Below are 16900 nucleotides of genomic sequence, written 5' to 3' on the forward strand. Positions count from 1 at the left end.
GCATGCGGCTGATCGCACGCCAGGTCCGGCCGGCCGGGCGGCACATGAAGAAGCTGACCGCCCTCGAACCACCTGATTCCGGCCGGGGGTTTCACGCCGGGCCGGGCACGGCGCGCGTTCAGGAGTTCCCGACATGCGATCGTGATCGAGGGATCCTACGATCGGAATAGCCATGACACGCACGCCGAGCGTCAAGTCTGTTTCGGTGCGTGTTTGACGTACGCGCTCAATCGCCCGGAGGTCGAAAGGTATGCCTGGCTCGCGAGTCGACGAAGGCGCCGCAAGGGCTGATATCGAATTGCGGGTCAACGGTGTCGGGCACGATCTCTCGGTCGAGCCCCGTGTCACGCTGCTGGACGCCCTGCGTGAGCGGCTCGGTTTCTGGGGTACCAAGAAGGGCTGCGACCAGGGGCAGTGCGGCGCGTGCACGGTCCATGTCGACGGGCGGGGGGTGCTGGCCTGTCTGATGCTCGCCTACCAGGCCGCGGGGCACGAGGTCACCACGGTGGAGGGACTGGCCGGGGTGGACGGGACGCTGCACCCCGTGCAGAGCGCGTTCATGAAGCACGACGGGTTCCAGTGCGGGTACTGCACGCCCGGCCAGATCATGTCGGCGGTCGCCTGCATCCGTGAGGGGCACGCCGGCTCCGATGCCGACGTCCGGGAGTTCATGAGCGGCAACATCTGTCGCTGCGGCGCCTATCCGAACATCGTCGCCGCAGTGCGGGAGGCGGCGCAGCGGGAGGCGGCGCAGGAGGAGGCGGCCGGTCGTGCGCGCCGTTGAGTACACCCGTGCGGACACGCTGGACGCGGCGGTCGCCCTGCTCCAGGGCGACTCCTCCGCAGCGCCCCTCGGCGGCGGCACCACACTGGTCGATCTCATGAAGTGCGGGGTGGCGCACCCGTCGCGTCTGATCGACCTGACCCAGATGCCCGGCCATGACGACGTGGAGGCGGGCGAGTCGGTGCTGCGGATCGGCGCGCTGTGCCGGATGAGCGACGTCGCGGAGCACCCGGAGGTGCGGCGGCGCTGGCCCGCCGTGTCCGAGGCCCTCCTGCGGGGAGCCTCCCAGCAGTTGCGCAACATGGCGACCATCGGCGGAAACCTGATGCAGCGTACGCGGTGCGGCTACTTCCGGGATCCGTCGTTCACCGAGTGCAACAAGCGCGACCCGGGCTCCGGATGCGCGGCGATGGACGGGGAGAACCGCGGGCACGCCGTGCTGGGGACCAGCGGGAGCTGCATCGCCACCAACCCGGGCGACCTCGCGGTGGCTCTCACGGCGTTCGACGCGGCGGTGCACATCCTCGGGCCGGACGGGCACCGGGTCCTGTCGATCGACGAGTTCTTCCCCCTGCCCGGCGAGACCCCGGAGCGGGAGCACCCGTTGGGGCACGCCGAACTGATCACCGCCGTGGAAGTGCCGGTCTCGGCCGCCGCCGCGCACTCCTGCTACCTCAAGGTCCGTGATCGCGTCAGCTACGAGTTCGCCGCCGCCTCCGCGGCCGTCGGGCTGGAGGTGCTGGCCGACGGCACCATCGCCGACGCCCGCGTCGCGCTCGGCGGTGTGGCGACGAAACCCTGGCGGGAACCGGGAGTCGAAGCCGCGTTGATCGGTCGCCCGGCGAGCGCGGCGGTGTTCCGGGAGGCCGCAGCGCTCGCCGCGGCGGACGCCCACCCACGACGGCACAACGCGTACAAGGTCGAGCTGGCCCGTCGCACCGTCGAGAGGGCTCTCCTGACCGTGTCCGGATGAGGCTGGAAGGCGAAAGAGATCATGACCAGTACCGCGCCCCGCCCGATCGCCCTCGCCCCCGGCTCCCCCATCGGTACCGCGACGGGTCGGCGCGACGGCCGCGCGAAGGTCACCGGCGAGGCCCGCTACGCGGCGGAGTACCGGCCCGAGGGCCTGCTCCACGCCGTGCAGGTGACCAGCACCGTGCCGGCCGGCACGCTGACCGCTCTGGACACCGCGCAGGCCGAGACGATGCCCGGTGTGCGCCTGGTGCTCACGCACCACAACGCGGACCCGCTCTCCCCGGCGCTGCTGTTTCCCTTCGGTGCGGCGCCGCAGAGCCTGCTCCCGTTGCAGGACGAACGGATCAGATTCAGCGGCCAGGTGATCGCCCTCGTGGTCGCGGAGACCATCGAGCAGGCGACGGACGCGGCCTCCCGGGTGCGGGCCGCGTACGACACCGCCGCCTTCGTCCCCGACGCAACGCACCCGGAGGCCAGGATCTTCGGCACCGAGGTGTGCGGCGAGATGGCCGAAGTGGTCCCCAACCTGAAGAGGGGGGACCCGGAGGCGGCGCTGGCCGCGGCCCCGGTCACCCTGGACGTCACCTACACCAGCCCGCGGCAGTATGGTGCCGGTCAACGCCGACATCCCCGACATCGACGTGCTGTTCGTGAACGAGCCGGACCCGGACGCCAATCCCCTGGGCTCCCGGGGCATCGGCGAGATGGGCATGACCGGGACGATCGCCGCGATCGCCAACGCCGTCCACCACGCGACCGGCCGGCGCGTACGCGACCTGCCGATCCTGATGGAGAAGCTGCTCTGAACGCGGCAGAGGCCGGATCGGGAACGCGGCACACCCCACCTCCACACCGGCCTCGACAAGGTCAACGACCAGCTCGACCAGGCACCAACCCTGCGGGCCACGGCCGCCGACCAGCGCCTGGAGGTCGCCCTGCTGCGGGAGGAGTTCGCCGACCCGCACCTCGGCACGATCAACCACTGCCTGTGGAACCAGACCACCGCCGAGTGCCAGAACGCCCTGCCCGAAAGCCAGCGCGGCGACCACCGTTGTAGGCCAGGTAGGCCCTCGACAGCAGTTCTTCCTCGGCACTCACGACGGCCTCCTGGCCCTCGGATCGCCGGCCCGGCTCGTCGCGGCTGCCGTCACAGGCTCAGCAGCAGGTCCCGGACCGCTGCAGGCTGGGACAGGAACGGGTGGTGGCCGGCGTCGAGCTCGACGACGCTGCCGGCCCGGCGGGCGAACTCGCGCTGCAGCCGCGGCGGGGTGCCCCGGTCCTGAGCGCAGACGAGGTACGTCGAGGGCAACTGCTGCCATGCGGCCGCCCCGACCGGCTGCCCGGTCACCTGCACGCTCTGCCGGGCGAGGTGGTCCGCCGCCTGCGCCTGGACCTCGGGGTCGCAGTCCTGCAGGAACGTGTCCACGAGCAGTTCGGGGCGGACCCCGAACGTGCCGGCATCGGGGTCGACGTCGAGGAACGGGGCGGGGCTGCCGTCCCCGAACTCCGACAGGCTCTGCCCGACCTCGGGCAGGTAGCTGGAGACCAGCAGCAGGTGGCGCACCGACCCGATTCCCGCAGCGGCTTCCGCGGTGACGACACCACCGTAGCTGTGGGCGACCACGACGGTCGGCTCGTCGCCGGCCTGCAGCACCTGCCGCACCACGGCAACATCCTCGGGCAGCCCCGGACCGCCGACGCCGCCGGGCAGGCCCGCCTCGCCACAGCTCGGTAGCGCCGGGGCCACGCTCGGCACCCCCCGCTCCTGCAGCAGCTCGGCGGTGCGGTGCCACCACCACGACCCGTCCCGCACGCACGCCCCGTGCACGAACACGACTCTCATCGCCACCTCCACGTCGGCCTCCCCGGCCTGCCACCTATGCTCGCCGAACTCGCGGCGGCCCGCCCGCACTGGCCAGGGCGAAAGCGCTATTCCTGCCTGCTGTTCAGCGGTTCAAGATCATCCAATGGCCCCTTTTGGGCTTACCTCGGCGATACCCCGGGATCCCCGCGAGTTCGCGGAAACTGAAGGTTCTTCAGCGCGAACCCGGGGGTGCACTGCCCTGATTCTGGGGTGTGGACCCCCGGGTTCGCGGCTAATACTCCAGTGTGACTTCGCGATCTACGCACTGGAGGGGGCGGAGAGCCGCTGCCGGTAATGGTCGCGACGTGCCGAAGCTTGGTGGCTTCTGCGCCAGTTCGACCAGTGCAGGAGTGCGTTCAGGGCTGTGATCGGCGGGCTGAACAGTGCGCCGATCAGGCGGCGGATCTCCGGGACGGTCAGGTCGACCGGGTCTCCGCTTCGGGCCGGGCGGTTCGGATCCACACGTCTGGTCGGCCTCGCGTCGTCGACTGCCGCGGCAAGGAACGCGTCGCGTCGGTGCGGTGTTGCTCCGTTGGCTGTTATGCGTGGCGCCTATGTCACACCAGTGCTGCGCCGCCGTCTATCGCGAGCGTGGTGCCGGTGACGTAGGCGTTGGACAAGACGAAGAGATAGGCCGCCGCGGCTTCCTCGGCAGTGCCGACACGCCGCGTGAGCAGCTCGGACCCGGCGCCCTGGAGGAAAGCCTCCGGGTCCGGGACACTGCCGTCCCACAGCTCGGTGCGGATCACACCGGGCTGGATCACGTTGACGCGCAGGGGGGAGAGTTCGACGGCGAGTGCCCGGGACAGGGCCTCGATGCCGCCGGTGATACCTGCCGTGAGCGCGGTTCCGGACAGGGGGCGGATCGCGAGGACGCCGGAGCTGAACGTGATCGAGCCGCCGTCGCGCAGTCGCGGTGCAGCGTACTTGGCGGAGAGGAACGCGCCCCAAAACCGGCGCTCGAAGACGGCCCTGGCCTCCTGCGGGGTGGTGTCGACCAACGGCTTGATCAGCAGAGATTCGCCCGCGGTGTAGACGAGGTGGTCGAACTCCCCGACCTGCTCGAAGAACGCGGCGATGGCGTTGCCGTCGGCGACGTCCAGGCGGCGGCCTTCGGCCGGCTCGCCCAACCGCTTTGTCGCGGCGTCCACGCGGTCCTGATTGCTGGAGGCGACCACGACGTCCGCGCCAGCCGCCGCGGCCTGTTGGGCTACCGCGAAGCCGATGCCGGAGGTTCCACCGATGATCACGATCTTCTTGCCAGCCAGAGACATGGGATCCATTCCTTCGTCGATGCAGTGCCGGGGTTCGGCGACCGCCATGGCAAGAACGTACGCCTCCATAGCGAGACGGTGAATGACTTGATATCTCGATTCCCTGTCATATCGTCTCGCCCTGCAGGCACTAGAGTGGCGCTATGGACATCCTGAGCGACACCCTCGAAGTCCTGCGCACGGGACGCCCGATGGTGACTCGCACCGACGCGCACGCCCCGTGGGCCCTGAAGTTCCAACCCATCTCAGGAGCCGGATTCCACGTGGTGGTGGAAGGACACTGCCACCTGCTGCCACCGCACGGCCAACCGCTCGCGCTCGGACCCGGCGACATCGTGTTCCTGCAGCGCGGCAGCGGACACACCCTGTGCGATGTGCCGGGCCGCGATCCGGTGGACTTCGTACCGGAGCGCGTGGACCGTTCCTCGCCGATCGGCCAGGTCACCGTGGACGGACCGGGGCCGCACACGGTGCTGGTGTGCGGCGCGTACGCGATCGACGTTGATCGCCCGCATCCGCTGTTCAGCGATCTACCGGAGGTCATCCACCTCCCCGCGGTTCCGGGCCGCCACCCGGTGCTGCGCTCGGCGGTCGATCAGCTGTGCGCCGAGTTCCACGCGCCGCAGCCGGGCTCGGACGCGGTCGTCACGGCGCTCATCGATCTGCTGCTGCTGTACATCCTCCGGTCGTGGTACGCCGAACTGCCGAAGGAGCGGACCCGGGGTTGGACGGCCGCGCTGACCGACCCGGCAGTCGCCCCGGCCCTGAAGGCGATCCACGACGATCCCGGCCATCCCTGGACCGTGGAGTCGCTGGGCACCCGCGCCGGGCTGTCCCGCGCGGCGTTCGCCCGCCGCTTCGCCTCGGTGGTCGGCGAGCCGCCGTTGACCTACCTGACCAACTGGCGGATGGCCACCGCGGCGCGGTTGCTGCACCAATCGCCGGCCCCGCTGAGCACAATCGCGCAGCACACGGGGTACACGTCGGAGTTCGCCTTCGCCAAAGCCTTCAAACGACACTTCGGATCGCCGCCGGGGGCCTACCGCAAGCAGGTCAAGACGGCAGGCGACGAACCACGCGGATACAACTGACGGTGAGGGCCAGGACATCACCGCAGCGGTTTGGGAAGCGGTGGTCGCTGCCGATCCCGGCCTCGCGGTGGCTCCGACGGTGGAGCGCCGGGCGGATCATGTCCAAGAACCCGAGCGATGCGGTGATTGCGACGATGCGCGAAGTGGCGGCGGATGTTCTGGAGGCGAAGGCCCAGGGTGACGACGGCGAGTACTACGACGCCTGATGCGTGTGGCCACCGCGAGATGATCAAGGGTTTGTGTGGACTCTTGAAGATCGTGCGGTGGCCGCGGGCCGTAGCGTAGACCCTGCTCGATGGCAGGCGTTGTTCGACCAGGCCATGGCTCGGATTGCGGGCCTGTTCGGGCGAGTGGAACCTCGGGCCGCGGCCCGCGCCTATCTGCTCGGGTTGCTGTCCGGGACCGAGCGCAAGAACTGCTGGCAGCTGGCGGAGCACGCCGGCCATAGCCGTCCCGGTCCGATGCAGCGGCTGCTGCGGCGTGCCTGTTGGGACGCGGGTGCGGCGCGCGACGAGGTCCGCCGCTACGTCGTGGACCATCTCGGCGCCGGTGACGGTGTTTTGATCGTGGATGAGACGGGCTTCCTGAAGAAGGGTCGCGGTTCGGCGGGTGTCCAGCGGCAGTACACCGGAACCGCCGGGCGGATCGAGAACAGCCAGGTGGGCGTCTTCCTCGCCTACGCCTCCAGTAGAGGGCGGGCGTTGATCGACCGCCGTCTCTACCTGCCCGAACACACATGGAGCCGGGACTCCGAGCGGCGCCGCAAGGCCGGAGTACCCGAGGACGTCGTCTTCACGACCAAGCCCCGTCTCGCCCTGCAGATGATCGAGCAGGCGTTGGACGCCGGAGTGAGCACGTCGTGGGTGACCGGCGACGAGGCCTACGGTCAGGACCCCGGCCTGCGGGCCGGGCTGGAGGCCCACGGGGTCGGCTACGTGCTGGCGGTGTCCTGCGCGACCAGAGTGCGGATCAACCAGGGCCGCACGGCGATCCGCGCGGACGAGGCCGCCTTTCGCCTGCCCGCCTCGGCCTGGCACCGGCAGAGCGCCGGCTCCGGGGCGAAGGGGCCCCGCTACTACGACTGGGCCTGGGTGCACATCGGCACTGACGAGCACCGCCACCTGCTGATTCGCCGCAATCCCACCACCGGCGAGCTCGCCTTCTACCTGTGCTGGTCGCCCCGGATCGTGCCGCTGTCGGAGCTCGTGCGTCGCCGGTACTCGCTGGTGCATCGAAGAGTGCTTCCAGGCGGCCAAGGGTCAGGTCGGCTTGGACCACTACCAGGTCCGCAACTGGACAGCCTGGCACCGGCACGTCACCCTGGCCATGCTCGCACTCGCGTTCCTTGCCGCGGCAGTCGATGACGCGAGGCCGACCAGACGTGCGGATCCGAACCGCCCGGCCCGAAGCGGAGACCCGGTCGACCTGACCGTCCCGGAGATCCGCCGCCTGATCGGCACACTGTTCAGCCCGCCGATCACAGCCCTGAACGCACTCCTGCACTGGTCGAACTGGCGCAGAAGCCACCAAGCTTCGGCACGTCGCGACCATTGAGGAAGTTTCATCGTGATTCGTGCAGGTCACCGGGCCTGGCGTGACGAGCCGTTGGGATGCTCGCGCAGTTCATCACGGTGATCGTCGCGCGGAGATCGTCCGTCAGCCGGTTTTGGGCTGTCTTTCCGGATCTCCTGCACGCTGCGTGCCGGTCCCCCTACTGTGCGAGCAGGGGCGCCGTGGCGGGCCCGCGAGGGATGGGACATGGCTCAGAACCTGATGGTGTGGCTGTTGGAGCCCCGTGTGGTGTTGGAAGAACACGCCGGGCACCTGCGTAAGCAGCTGGCCGACACCGAGGCCGAAGTGGCCCGACTGGAGGCCGCTGAGGTCGTCTACTGGCAGTACCAGGAGGACGCTGACGCCGGGCACCCCGACGCCGAGGCCTGGCAGCAGGCCCTGAAGGAGGCCACCGGCGGAGCACCCGCCGTGCCCGCGCCCGGCACGGGTGCGACGCCGGGCGCCGCGGGCCAGCTGCTGATCCCTCACCGCAGCCAGGACAGCGGCCCGGAGGATCTGCCCGCCGACTACCAGGCGATCATGGGGATCGTTGCGGGCGGCGACGGCCCGCTGCAGGCCAAGGACGTGGCCCGCGAACTGGGGCTGGATCCGGTGCCGGCGAAGGTGGAGCCGGTGCGCGGGAAGCTGCGCAAGCTGGCCGAGCGCGGCTGGATCACCCGAACACCGGCCGGACGCTACCTGCCCCGGCAAGGCGCCACCGGCCCGGAACAACGGCCGATTCTCGCCGCAACACGGATGCCCCCGACGGGATTTGGGCAGCTCGTGAAAACCAAGACCAGCCCCGCCGGGGACACCGTCAGCCTTGTCTACTCCGTGCGCCTGCCGCTGTCCAGCCAGACCGTCAACTACGTGGCCGGCCTGATCCGCGCCCACCGCAAGACGATCCGCTCCCGCTGGCGCAAGCTGGACGCCGGGCGGATCGCCGTGATCGCACTGGCCCACCTGCGCGACGACGAGCGGCTGGCCGACCTGGCCGGCGGCAACGCGGTCTCGGCCTCCACGGTGCGCCGGTGGGTGCTGGAGGCGATCGACCTGCTGGCCGCACACTCCCCCCGCCTGGACCACGCGCTGGCGAAGGTGGCGAAGGACAGCGGATGCGTGGTGCTGCTGGACGGCACGCTGATCCGCACCCGGCGGCGGACCGGGCGGGCGAACCGGAAGAACTACTCGGGGAAGCACAAGGCCCACGGGCTGCTGTTCCTCGCGCTGACCGATGCGAAGGGGCGGCTATTGTGGATCTCCTCGGCCCGCCGCGGCGCCTGCAGCGAGATCACGGCCGCCCGCTACGAGAAGCTGTGCGCGCGGCTGCGGGAGTTTCAGCTGGGTGCGGTGGCCGACCTGGGGTTCGTCGGCCTGGACGACGGGGGGTGTGCTTGCGCAGCTCGTACTCACGCGGCACACCGCGCTCGAACGCCACCACCGACACCCAGCACGCGGCCTCGTTGACCGTACGCAGGGTCGAGCGCAGCGAGGCCGCCGCCTCGGCGTCCGGCAGCAGCTTGACCTGCACCACGACCTTCACGGAGGGAACCGTAACAACCGCCTCCGACAGCCGCGTCCTCACCGGAGTTCTTACACGCCTTTGTCAACGACTACGTCCCTGCCTGGGACCACGACGCCCCGCCGTCCGAGCGCCGCCGCCAGTACCGCGGTGCCCTGGCCGCGAACTCGTGCTTGAGCTGGTCGAGTTGGCCACCGACCAGCAGACCATGGAGGACCCGGAGCCGGTCGACCTGCCGGCCGCCGCCGAGGTCGGCTTCCACCTGCCACCCGCCCCGGGCGACTGACGCACGGGGCGATCCGCCGATCGGTTTCGGCCCGTAGAACTCCCGTCACCACAGGTCACACGGCACCAACTCCGAAGCACAAGCACAATTTGCACACACGCCCTTCTTCGGGCGGCCCCAATGCTCTAGATTGGCCGTGCTTCGCAAGCTTGGACACGAGGCGACAAATAGTCATCTACAGGTCCAGCGCTACGGACAGCCAGCAGTCGCGTCCCCGGCGCCAGCCGTGGGCGTGATTGTTCAAGTAGCGCTGCAACAGCCGGTATGCCATGCGCGGGGGGAGGGGTCTCCCGGGGGAGGAACAGCGCGGCGCGGGGGGCGGGGGCCTCCCGAGGGGACGAACAGGTGCGGGAGGCGCGGGCCTCCCGGGGGGAGGAACCGTGTGGAGCGAACACGTCGAACCCACTGGCGACCTGGAGGAGGCTGTCGAGCAGGGGGAAGGGGAATTAGTCCGCCCGTTCCTACCGGCGCGCGGGCGTCGGGTGAACGGGGTAATCAGCCGGCCCGAGATCGACTGGGAGCAGCGGTACCGCCGTACTGTGATCATCAGCGATACCGTGGCCACCGCCTTCGTGGTGGCGGCGATCGGCGGCTTCTTCGGGGTCCGGGACGCGGCCAACTGGCACGAGAAATGGGGAATCCTCGCCTTCGGCACCGAGCTGCTGGTACTGGGAGCGCTTGCGGTGACCCGGTCGTGGGCTCCGGCTGTGCTCGGCCAGGGCGCCGAGGAATTCCGCCGGCTCGGACGCTCGCTGTTCACGGCGGCCGTCGTACTGGCGCTCGGCGGGATCGCCCTCACCTCGCACAACATCAAGCTCTGGATCTTCGTCGCGATCCCGGCGATCACGCTCGTCACCATGACCGAGCGGTATCTGCTGCGCCTCTGGCTGCATAAACAGCGGAACGAAGGACGGTGCCTGCGCCCGGTGCTCGCTGCCGGGAGCCTGGCCACCGTGCGCGACCTGATCACCCGAACCCGCAAGTTCCCGCACCTCGGCTGGCGGGTGGAGGCGGTGTGCACGCCGGACGGTCTTGGGCTCGACGGTGACCGACTGGACGGAGTGCCGGTCGTCGGCCGGCTGACGGACGCCGCCAACCACGTCCGCCGCGACGGCTACCGTGTCGTTGCGGTCACACCGGCCCCGCACTGGTCACCGGACCGGCTGCAGCGGCTGGCCTGGAACCTCGAAGGCAGCGATGCCGAGATGGTCGTGGCCCCCGTACTGATGGAGGTGGCGGGCCCGCGGCTGCACGTCGATGCGGTGCTCGGGATCCCGATGCTGCGGGTCAGCATGCCGACCTTCACCGGGGGCCCCCGGGCGGTCAAGGAGGTCGTCGATCGGCTGGGCTCCGCGGTCCTGCTGATCCTGTTCGCGCCGCTGATGGTGCTCGTCGGGCTGCTCGTGCTGGTGGACAGTCGGGGTGGGGCGTTCTACCGCCAGCACAGGGTCGGCAAGGACGGCCGCGAGTTCACCCTGGTCAAGTTCCGCACCATGGTCGCCGGGGCTGACGGGGCACGTGCCGAGCTGGCCAGCCGCAACGAGGGCGCCGGCCTGCTGTTCAAGCTCCGCCGGGATCCGCGGGTGACCCGGGTGGGAGGAGTGCTGCGCCGGTACTCGATCGACGAGCTCCCGCAGCTTCTCAACGTGCTCACCGGCTCGATGTCGCTCGTCGGTCCGCGGCCTCCGTTGCCGGAGGAGTCCGCCGCGTACGGCCCGGACATCAGGCGGCGGCTGCTCGTCAAGCCCGGGCTCACCGGTCTGTGGCAGATCAGCGGACGCAGCGACCTGTCGTGGGAGGAGGCGGTCCGGCTGGATCTGCGGTACGTCGAGGACTGGTCGCTCGCCCTTGACGCAGTGATTTTGTGGAAGACGCTGCGTGCGGTGCTTCAGGGGCAGGGGGCCTACTGATGCGTGGGGGGCGTCGTCCGGTCGGCGCGCGAATGGCAGGCCGCAAGGGCCTGCCCGAGGGGAGGAACGGGTCATGAGGGTCAGCGTCTTTGGGCTCGGCTACGTGGGCTGCGTGTCGGCCGCGTGCCTGGCCAGCCTGGGTCACGAGGTCATCGGGGTGGACGTGAACCAGGTGAAGGTCGACCTGGTCAACGACGGCAGGGCCCCGGTGGTCGAGGAGCGGATCGGCGAGCTCATCGCCGAGGTCGTGCGGGCCGGAGCGTTACGCGCCACCGGCGACGTCCGCGAGGCGATCACGGGCAGCGAGGTGTCGCTGGTCTGCGTGGGCACGCCGTCGGAGCCCAACGGCAGCCTGTGCACCACGTACCTGGAGCGGGTCACCGAGCAGATCGGTGCCGCGGTGGCCGAGCGGGGTGGGCGGCAGACCGTCGTGTTCCGCAGCACCATGCTCCCGGGCACCTGCCTGAACCTGCTGGTACCGATCCTGGAGAAGTACGTCGGCGGCACGGCCGGGGTGGACGTCGGGGTCGCGGTCAACCCGGAGTTCCTTCGCGAGGGGACGAGCGTGCGGGACTTCTTCGACCCGCCGAAGACCGTCATCGGCGAGCTCGACCCGGCAAGCGGCGACGTGGTTGCGGCGCTGTACGACGGCTTGCCCGGCGAGGTGTTCCGGGTGCCGGTCCCGACGGCCGAGGCGATCAAGTACGCGGACAACGCGTTCCACGGCCTCAAGATCGGCTTCGCGAACGAGCTGGGCGCCGTGTGCCAGGCGCTCGGGGTGGACTCGCACCAGGTGATGGACGTGTTCCTGGCCGACCGCAAGCTGAACATCAGCCCCGCCTACCTGCGGCCCGGCTTCGCGTTCGGTGGTTCCTGCCTGCCCAAGGACTTGCGCAGCCTGGTCCACGCGGCGCGGCAGGCCGACGTCTCGGTGCCCATCCTCGCCCACGTGCTGTCCTCCAACTCCGAACATCTGCAGCGCGCGGTGGGCCTGGTCGAGCGCACCGGTAAGCGTCGCGTGGGCATGTTCGGCCTCTCCTTCAAACCCGGCACCGACGACCTCCGCGAGAGCCCGCTCGTCGAGCTGGCGGAGAGGCTCTTCGGCAAGGGCTACGACCTGCGGATCTACGACCCCAACGTGAACCTCTCCCGGCTGCTCGGCGCGAACCGCGAGTACATCGAGACCCGGCTGCCGCACCTCGCGCAGCTGCTTGCGGAGTCCGTCGGCGAGGTGCTCGAGCACGCCGAGGTGTGCCTGGTCGGGACCAGCGATCCGGCCGTGCTCTCGGCGCTGCCCCATGGCGACGGCCCGGTGATCATCGACCTCATCCGCCTTCCCGACGCCGAGGCGCGTCGGACCGAACCGGGGTACGTGGGCCTTGCTTGGTGACGCGACCAGCGGCGACGGGCCGGCCCGTCGCGCGCTGATCCTGGTGGAGAACCTGTCGGTGCCGTTCGACCGGCGGGTGTGGCAGGAGTGCACGACGCTGCGCGACGCGGGCTGGGAGGTGCACGTCATCTGTCCCCGGGGGAGCAAGCGGGACACGGAACCGGAAGCGGAGATCGACGGGGTGCGGATCCACCGCTACCCGTTGCGCGCGGCCACCGGAGGGCCGGCCGGCTACCTGCGGGAGTACGGATCGGCGTTGTGGCACACGGCCCGGCTGGCCCGCAAGGTCGGCCCGGTCGACGTGGTCCACGCCTGCAACCCGCCCGACCTGCTGTTCCTGCCGGCACTGTGGCTGAAACGGCGCGGCGCGCGGTTCGTCTTCGACCAGCACGACCTGGTACCCGAGCTGTACCTCTCCCGGTTCGACCGCGGCGAGGACCTGCTCTACCGCGCGGTGTGCGCGCTGGAACGGCTGACCTACCGGGCGGCGGACGTCGTGCTCGCCACGAACGAGAGCTACCGGGACGTCGCGCTGCGCCGCGGCGGTCGGCGGCCGGCGGACGTCTTCGTGGTGCGCAGCGCGCCCGACACCGACCGGTTCCAGCCGGTACCGCCCGAGCCGGAGCTGAAGCGCGGCAAGCCTCACCTGCTGTGCTACCTCGGCGTCATGGGCCCGCAGGACGGCGTCGACTACGCCTTGCGGGCCCTCGCGAAGCTGCGCGACGAGCTCGGGAGGACCGACTGGCATGCGGTGTTCGTCGGCTCCGGCGACGCCTTCGACGCGATGGTGGAGCTGTCCCGGCGGCTCGGGCTCCCCGAGCAGGTGCAGTTCACCGGGCGCGTTCCGGACGCCGATCTGGCGCGCTACCTGTCCACCGCGGACGTGTGCCTCTCCCCCGACCCGCGCAATCCGCTCAACGACGTGTCGACCATGAACAAGGTCCTGGAGTACATGGCGATGGGCCGGCCGATCGTCTCGTTCGACCTCCGGGAGGCGCGGGTCTCCGCCGGTGACGCCGCCGTCTACGCGCCCGCCAACGACGAGGCCGAGTTCGCCAGGCTCATCGCGCTGCTGCTGGACGATCCGGAGAAGCGGGCCTGGATGGGCAAGATCGGCCAGGAGCGGATCAGCGGGCCGCTCTCCTGGCGGAACTCCCAGCGATCGCTGCTCGCCGCGTACGCCGCTGCCTGCCGTGACCACGCTCCGGCGTCGGCGGGCGGCCCGGACCGGCCGGGGAGAAGGCCGCGCCGTTGAGCGATGACACGATACGCCTGGTCACGATCGGTCGGATCTTCCGTCGGCGCTGGCGGCTTCTCACCGTCCTCGCCGTGGTGGGTGCGCTCGTCGGCTACGGCACCTCCTTGCTGTTTCCGCCGCAGTACACGACGTCGGCATCGGTGCTGCTGCCGGGGGCGTGGCAGGAGCGCGAGCTGCTGACCCAGGCGGAGATCGCGACCAGTTCGGTGGTGGTCGACCGCGCGGCTGCCACGCTCGGCTGGACCGGGGTCAGCGGCAGCGAGCTGCGGGATCGGGTGAGCGCCCAGGCCACCGACGGGAACATCATCAAGATCTCGGGGACGGCCGACACCCCGGAGCGCGCACAGCAACTCTCCGATCAGGTGGCCCGGCAGTTCGTCACCTTCGCCGCGCGGATGGCAAGCGACAGCACCGACCCCGAAGCGGCGCGGCCCGAGGAACTGCGGCAGATGGTGGTGCAGACCAGCCGCCGCATCACCGACCTGGCCGATGCGACCGATCCGGGGCAGACCGTGGAGAGCGTGCAGACCCGCACCGAGCTCGCGAAGCTGCGCACCGCGCTGCAGGACGCCGTCAAGAAGCTGGACCAGGCCGACCCGGCTGCCAACAAGGCCAACATGGTCGTCATGGGGCCGGCGGCCCGACCGTCCGGCGAGGCAGCGCCGACGAGGATGCAGCTCATCGTCGCCGGGGCGCTGCTGTTCCTCCTCCTCGCGGTCATCGGCCATCTCACCGCCGCACGGACGAGACGCCGACTGCGCACCGAACCGGAGATCGCCGCGGCGCTGGGCTCGGCGCTCCTCGGCACCGTCGACGTGCCCGGTGAACGGCCCGCGCACCGGCCGGAAGGCCGTGGCCCGCAGGCCCGGATCCGCTGGCTGCTGGGCATCGACATCCGGTGGGACGTACCGGCCCCGCAGGCCTCCGGCGACGAGGCCGGCAGGCAGATCCGCTACCGGCGGGTGTGTGCCCGCCTCCGGGACCAGCTGCCGGCCCCCCGGCGGCTGCTGGTCGTCGTCCCGGACGGCGACGAGATCGCCCGCCGGGCCGCCGCGCAGCTCGTCGCCGAGGCGGGGAGCGATCCGCTGCTGCGGGTGGTGGGGGTTCCGGTGTCCCGGCCGCTGGTGCCGGACCGCGACGACGAGTCCGGTGCCCTGGTCGTGCTCAGCGCGGGCAGCTGGACCGCAGGGGAGCTCGCCGGCATCGCCGAGGCGTGTGCGGACGCCGAGCACGAGGTCGTCGGCGTTGTCGTCGCCGGCACGGTCTGGGCCCGTCCGACGCGGTCTGCCGGCCATCCTCCGGACGGCGCCACGCCGGCGCTCGCGGTCGGCGACGACGCGAGAAGAGGTTCAGGGTGACGACGAGTACGACGTCGGAGTCGTCGGCCGCCGCTCCGCTGCTGGACCTGCAGGCGTTGGTGGTCGCGGTGCGCAGGCGGCGCCGCCTCTGGTGCTCCCTGGCGCTGCTCGGGCTGCTGGTCGGCGCGGCCGTGGCGGTCCTGCTGCCGCCACCGCCGTCCGCGGTGGCCAAGGTGCTGGTCGCGCATCAGGCGGACCAGCCGAACGACTCCGGAACGCTGATCCGCACCGACGTCGCCCTGCTGCAGACCACGGGGATCGCCGGTGAGGCTCTGAAGTCCCTCGGGTCCTCGGCGAAACCGGAGGACTTCATGCAGGACTACGGGGGTACCGGCTTGACCAACAACCTGCTGCAGATCGATGTGACGGGTCACAGCGACGCGGAAGCGGTGGCCCGGGCCAAGGCGCTGGCCGATGCGTTCGTCGCGGACCATGTGCGGCGGATACAGGAAGCCGCGGACGCCGAGGCCAAGGCTCTGCTCGACCAGCGCGACCGGATGCGGGACGAACTCGCCCAGGTCAACAAGGCGATCGGAGAGGCGCAGAGCGGGCCGAAGGCGTCGGCGAACCTGGAGTCGCTCTTCGCCAGCCGGGCCGAGCTCACCACGCGGATCACCGATTTCGGCCAGCGCGCCGCGGAGGCGCGCGTCGGCACGCCCCGGCTCATCGCCGGCACGCAGATCGTGGACGCCCCGCGCGCGGTGAAACAGTCCCTGCCCAGGACCGCCGCCACCGACGCCGGGCTCGGGCTCGTCCTCGGGCTCGTCCTCGGGCTCGCGGTGGCCGCGGTCGGCGCGGTGGTGGCGGACCGCCCCGTGCTGCGCCGGGAGATCGCGGCGAACCTCGGTGCCTCGGTCATCGCGGAGCTGCACCGCGTGCCCCGCCGGCCGGCCAGGCTGTGGCAGCGCCGACGGACCCGGGCGGCACGGACCAGGCTCACCGCGACCCTGGCCCGCACCGTGCGCGACTCCGCGGAACCGGTGTCGCTGCTGGAACTGGGCTGTGCGCGCAGCACGATCGTGATCGCCCTGGACCTCGCCGGGGCACTGGCGGCGGAGGGGCCGGTGGTCATCGTCGACGGTCTGCCCGGCCCGCAGCTCGCCAACCGCCGCCCCAAGCCGGGAGACCCGACCGTGGTCGGCGGCGAGCGTGCCGCGGCCGTGCCGGATCAGGAGCGTCGGCTCGGCGTCGGCTCGGTGGCGCCCGGCCCGCAGCTCGCCAACCGCCGCCCCAAGCCGGGAGACCCGACCGTGGTCGGCGGCGAGCGTGCCGCGGCCGTGCCGGATCAGGAGCGTCGGCTCGGCGTCGGCTCGGTGGCGCCCGGCACGGCGTGGACCGACCTCCAGTACCTCGGCACCCGGACCGTGCTCGTCGTGCGTGCCGGGCACGGCAGCGCCGCATGGCTGCACACCGTGGCACGGCAGCTCGCGGACCAGCGCATTCCGGTGATCGGTGTGGTGCTGATCGACCCCGATCCGCGTGACCGGACCGACGGCACGCTGTGGGACGGGCCGCCCGGCACGCCGCGCGGCCGGAGCCGGCGGCCGGCCCGGTGGACCGGGACGGGCCGGCGGCGGACGAAGCGGCAACCGATGGGGACCGCACCGGTCCCGGACAGCGGCCAGGAGGCGAGGTAG

The 16900-nt window shown here is 71.1% G+C and carries 11 protein-coding genes and 3 pseudogenes; 12 read left to right on the forward strand and 2 right to left on the reverse strand.

Annotation, left to right across the window (positions count from 1 at the left end):
* Nucleotides 1–250 precede the first annotated feature (250 nt).
* The 4 genes and pseudogenes from KV557_RS30030 to KV557_RS43210 form a co-directional block, all read left to right on the forward strand.
* Nucleotides 251–784 carry a (2Fe-2S)-binding protein gene (locus tag KV557_RS30030; RefSeq protein WP_218204691.1) on the forward strand — a complete coding sequence of 178 codons (534 nt, stop codon included), beginning with the start codon at nt 251–253 and terminating at the stop codon, nt 782–784.
* Entirely contained in the window at nt 771–1757 is a 987-nt protein-coding gene (locus KV557_RS30035; protein ID WP_218204692.1) for an FAD binding domain-containing protein, read from the forward strand. Before KV557_RS30030 ends, KV557_RS30035 begins: the two co-directional genes overlap by 14 nt.
* Before the next feature lie 21 nt (nt 1758–1778).
* Nucleotides 1779–2138, forward strand: a pseudogene (locus KV557_RS44965) (xanthine dehydrogenase family protein molybdopterin-binding subunit); the annotation flags it as partial.
* A 229-nt stretch (nt 2139–2367) separates the two neighbouring features.
* A pseudogene (locus KV557_RS43210) lies at nt 2368–2565 on the forward strand (hypothetical protein); the annotation flags it as partial.
* Nucleotides 2566–2906: 341 nt separating this feature from the next.
* Here KV557_RS43210 and KV557_RS30045 read toward each other — a convergent pair.
* Entirely contained in the window at nt 2907–3602 is a 696-nt protein-coding gene (locus KV557_RS30045; RefSeq protein WP_218204694.1) for an alpha/beta fold hydrolase, read from the reverse strand.
* A 578-nt stretch (nt 3603–4180) separates the two neighbouring features.
* Nucleotides 4181–4966 carry an SDR family oxidoreductase gene (locus KV557_RS30050; protein ID WP_256178150.1) on the reverse strand — a complete coding sequence of 262 codons (786 nt, stop codon included), beginning with the start codon at nt 4964–4966 and terminating at the stop codon, nt 4181–4183.
* 74 nt (nt 4967–5040) lie between these two features.
* Between KV557_RS30050 and KV557_RS30055 the strand changes: the two genes are divergently transcribed.
* The 8 genes and pseudogenes from KV557_RS30055 (at nt 5041) to KV557_RS30090 (ending at nt 16900) form a co-directional block, all read left to right on the forward strand.
* Nucleotides 5041–5988, forward strand: coding sequence for an AraC family transcriptional regulator (locus KV557_RS30055; protein WP_218204695.1), 948 nt, complete (start codon nt 5041–5043; stop codon nt 5986–5988).
* 320 nt (nt 5989–6308) lie between these two features.
* A pseudogene (locus KV557_RS30060) lies at nt 6309–7356 on the forward strand (IS701 family transposase); the annotation flags it as partial.
* A 390-nt stretch (nt 7357–7746) separates the two neighbouring features.
* The gene (locus KV557_RS30065; RefSeq protein WP_218204696.1) at nt 7747–9006 is read left to right on the forward strand and encodes a transposase family protein; all 1260 of its coding nucleotides are present in this window, start codon (nt 7747–7749) and stop codon (nt 9004–9006) included.
* A gap of 721 nt (nt 9007–9727) precedes the next feature.
* A complete protein-coding gene (locus KV557_RS30070; protein WP_308130144.1) occupies nt 9728–11257 on the forward strand; it encodes a sugar transferase in 1530 nt (509 codons plus the stop codon).
* A gap of 73 nt (nt 11258–11330) precedes the next feature.
* Nucleotides 11331–12647 (forward strand): nucleotide sugar dehydrogenase, encoded by a 1317-nt coding sequence (locus KV557_RS30075; protein ID WP_218204697.1) that lies wholly within the window; start codon nt 11331–11333, stop codon nt 12645–12647.
* Nucleotides 12637–13902 (forward strand): glycosyltransferase family 4 protein, encoded by a 1266-nt coding sequence (locus KV557_RS30080; RefSeq protein WP_218204698.1) that lies wholly within the window; start codon nt 12637–12639, stop codon nt 13900–13902. The genes KV557_RS30075 and KV557_RS30080 overlap by 11 nt, the downstream gene beginning before the upstream one ends.
* Nucleotides 13899–15263: a Wzz/FepE/Etk N-terminal domain-containing protein gene (locus KV557_RS30085; RefSeq protein ID WP_218204699.1), complete on the forward strand. Its 1365-nt coding sequence runs from the start codon at nt 13899–13901 to the stop codon at nt 15261–15263. The genes KV557_RS30080 and KV557_RS30085 overlap by 4 nt, the downstream gene beginning before the upstream one ends.
* The gene (locus KV557_RS30090) at nt 15260–16900 is read left to right on the forward strand and encodes a Wzz/FepE/Etk N-terminal domain-containing protein (protein ID WP_218204700.1); all 1641 of its coding nucleotides are present in this window, start codon (nt 15260–15262) and stop codon (nt 16898–16900) included. Before KV557_RS30085 ends, KV557_RS30090 begins: the two co-directional genes overlap by 4 nt.

It is taken from the genome of Kitasatospora aureofaciens (assembly GCF_019192735.1).
GTDB lineage: Bacteria > Actinomycetota > Actinomycetes > Streptomycetales > Streptomycetaceae > Kitasatospora > Kitasatospora aureofaciens_A.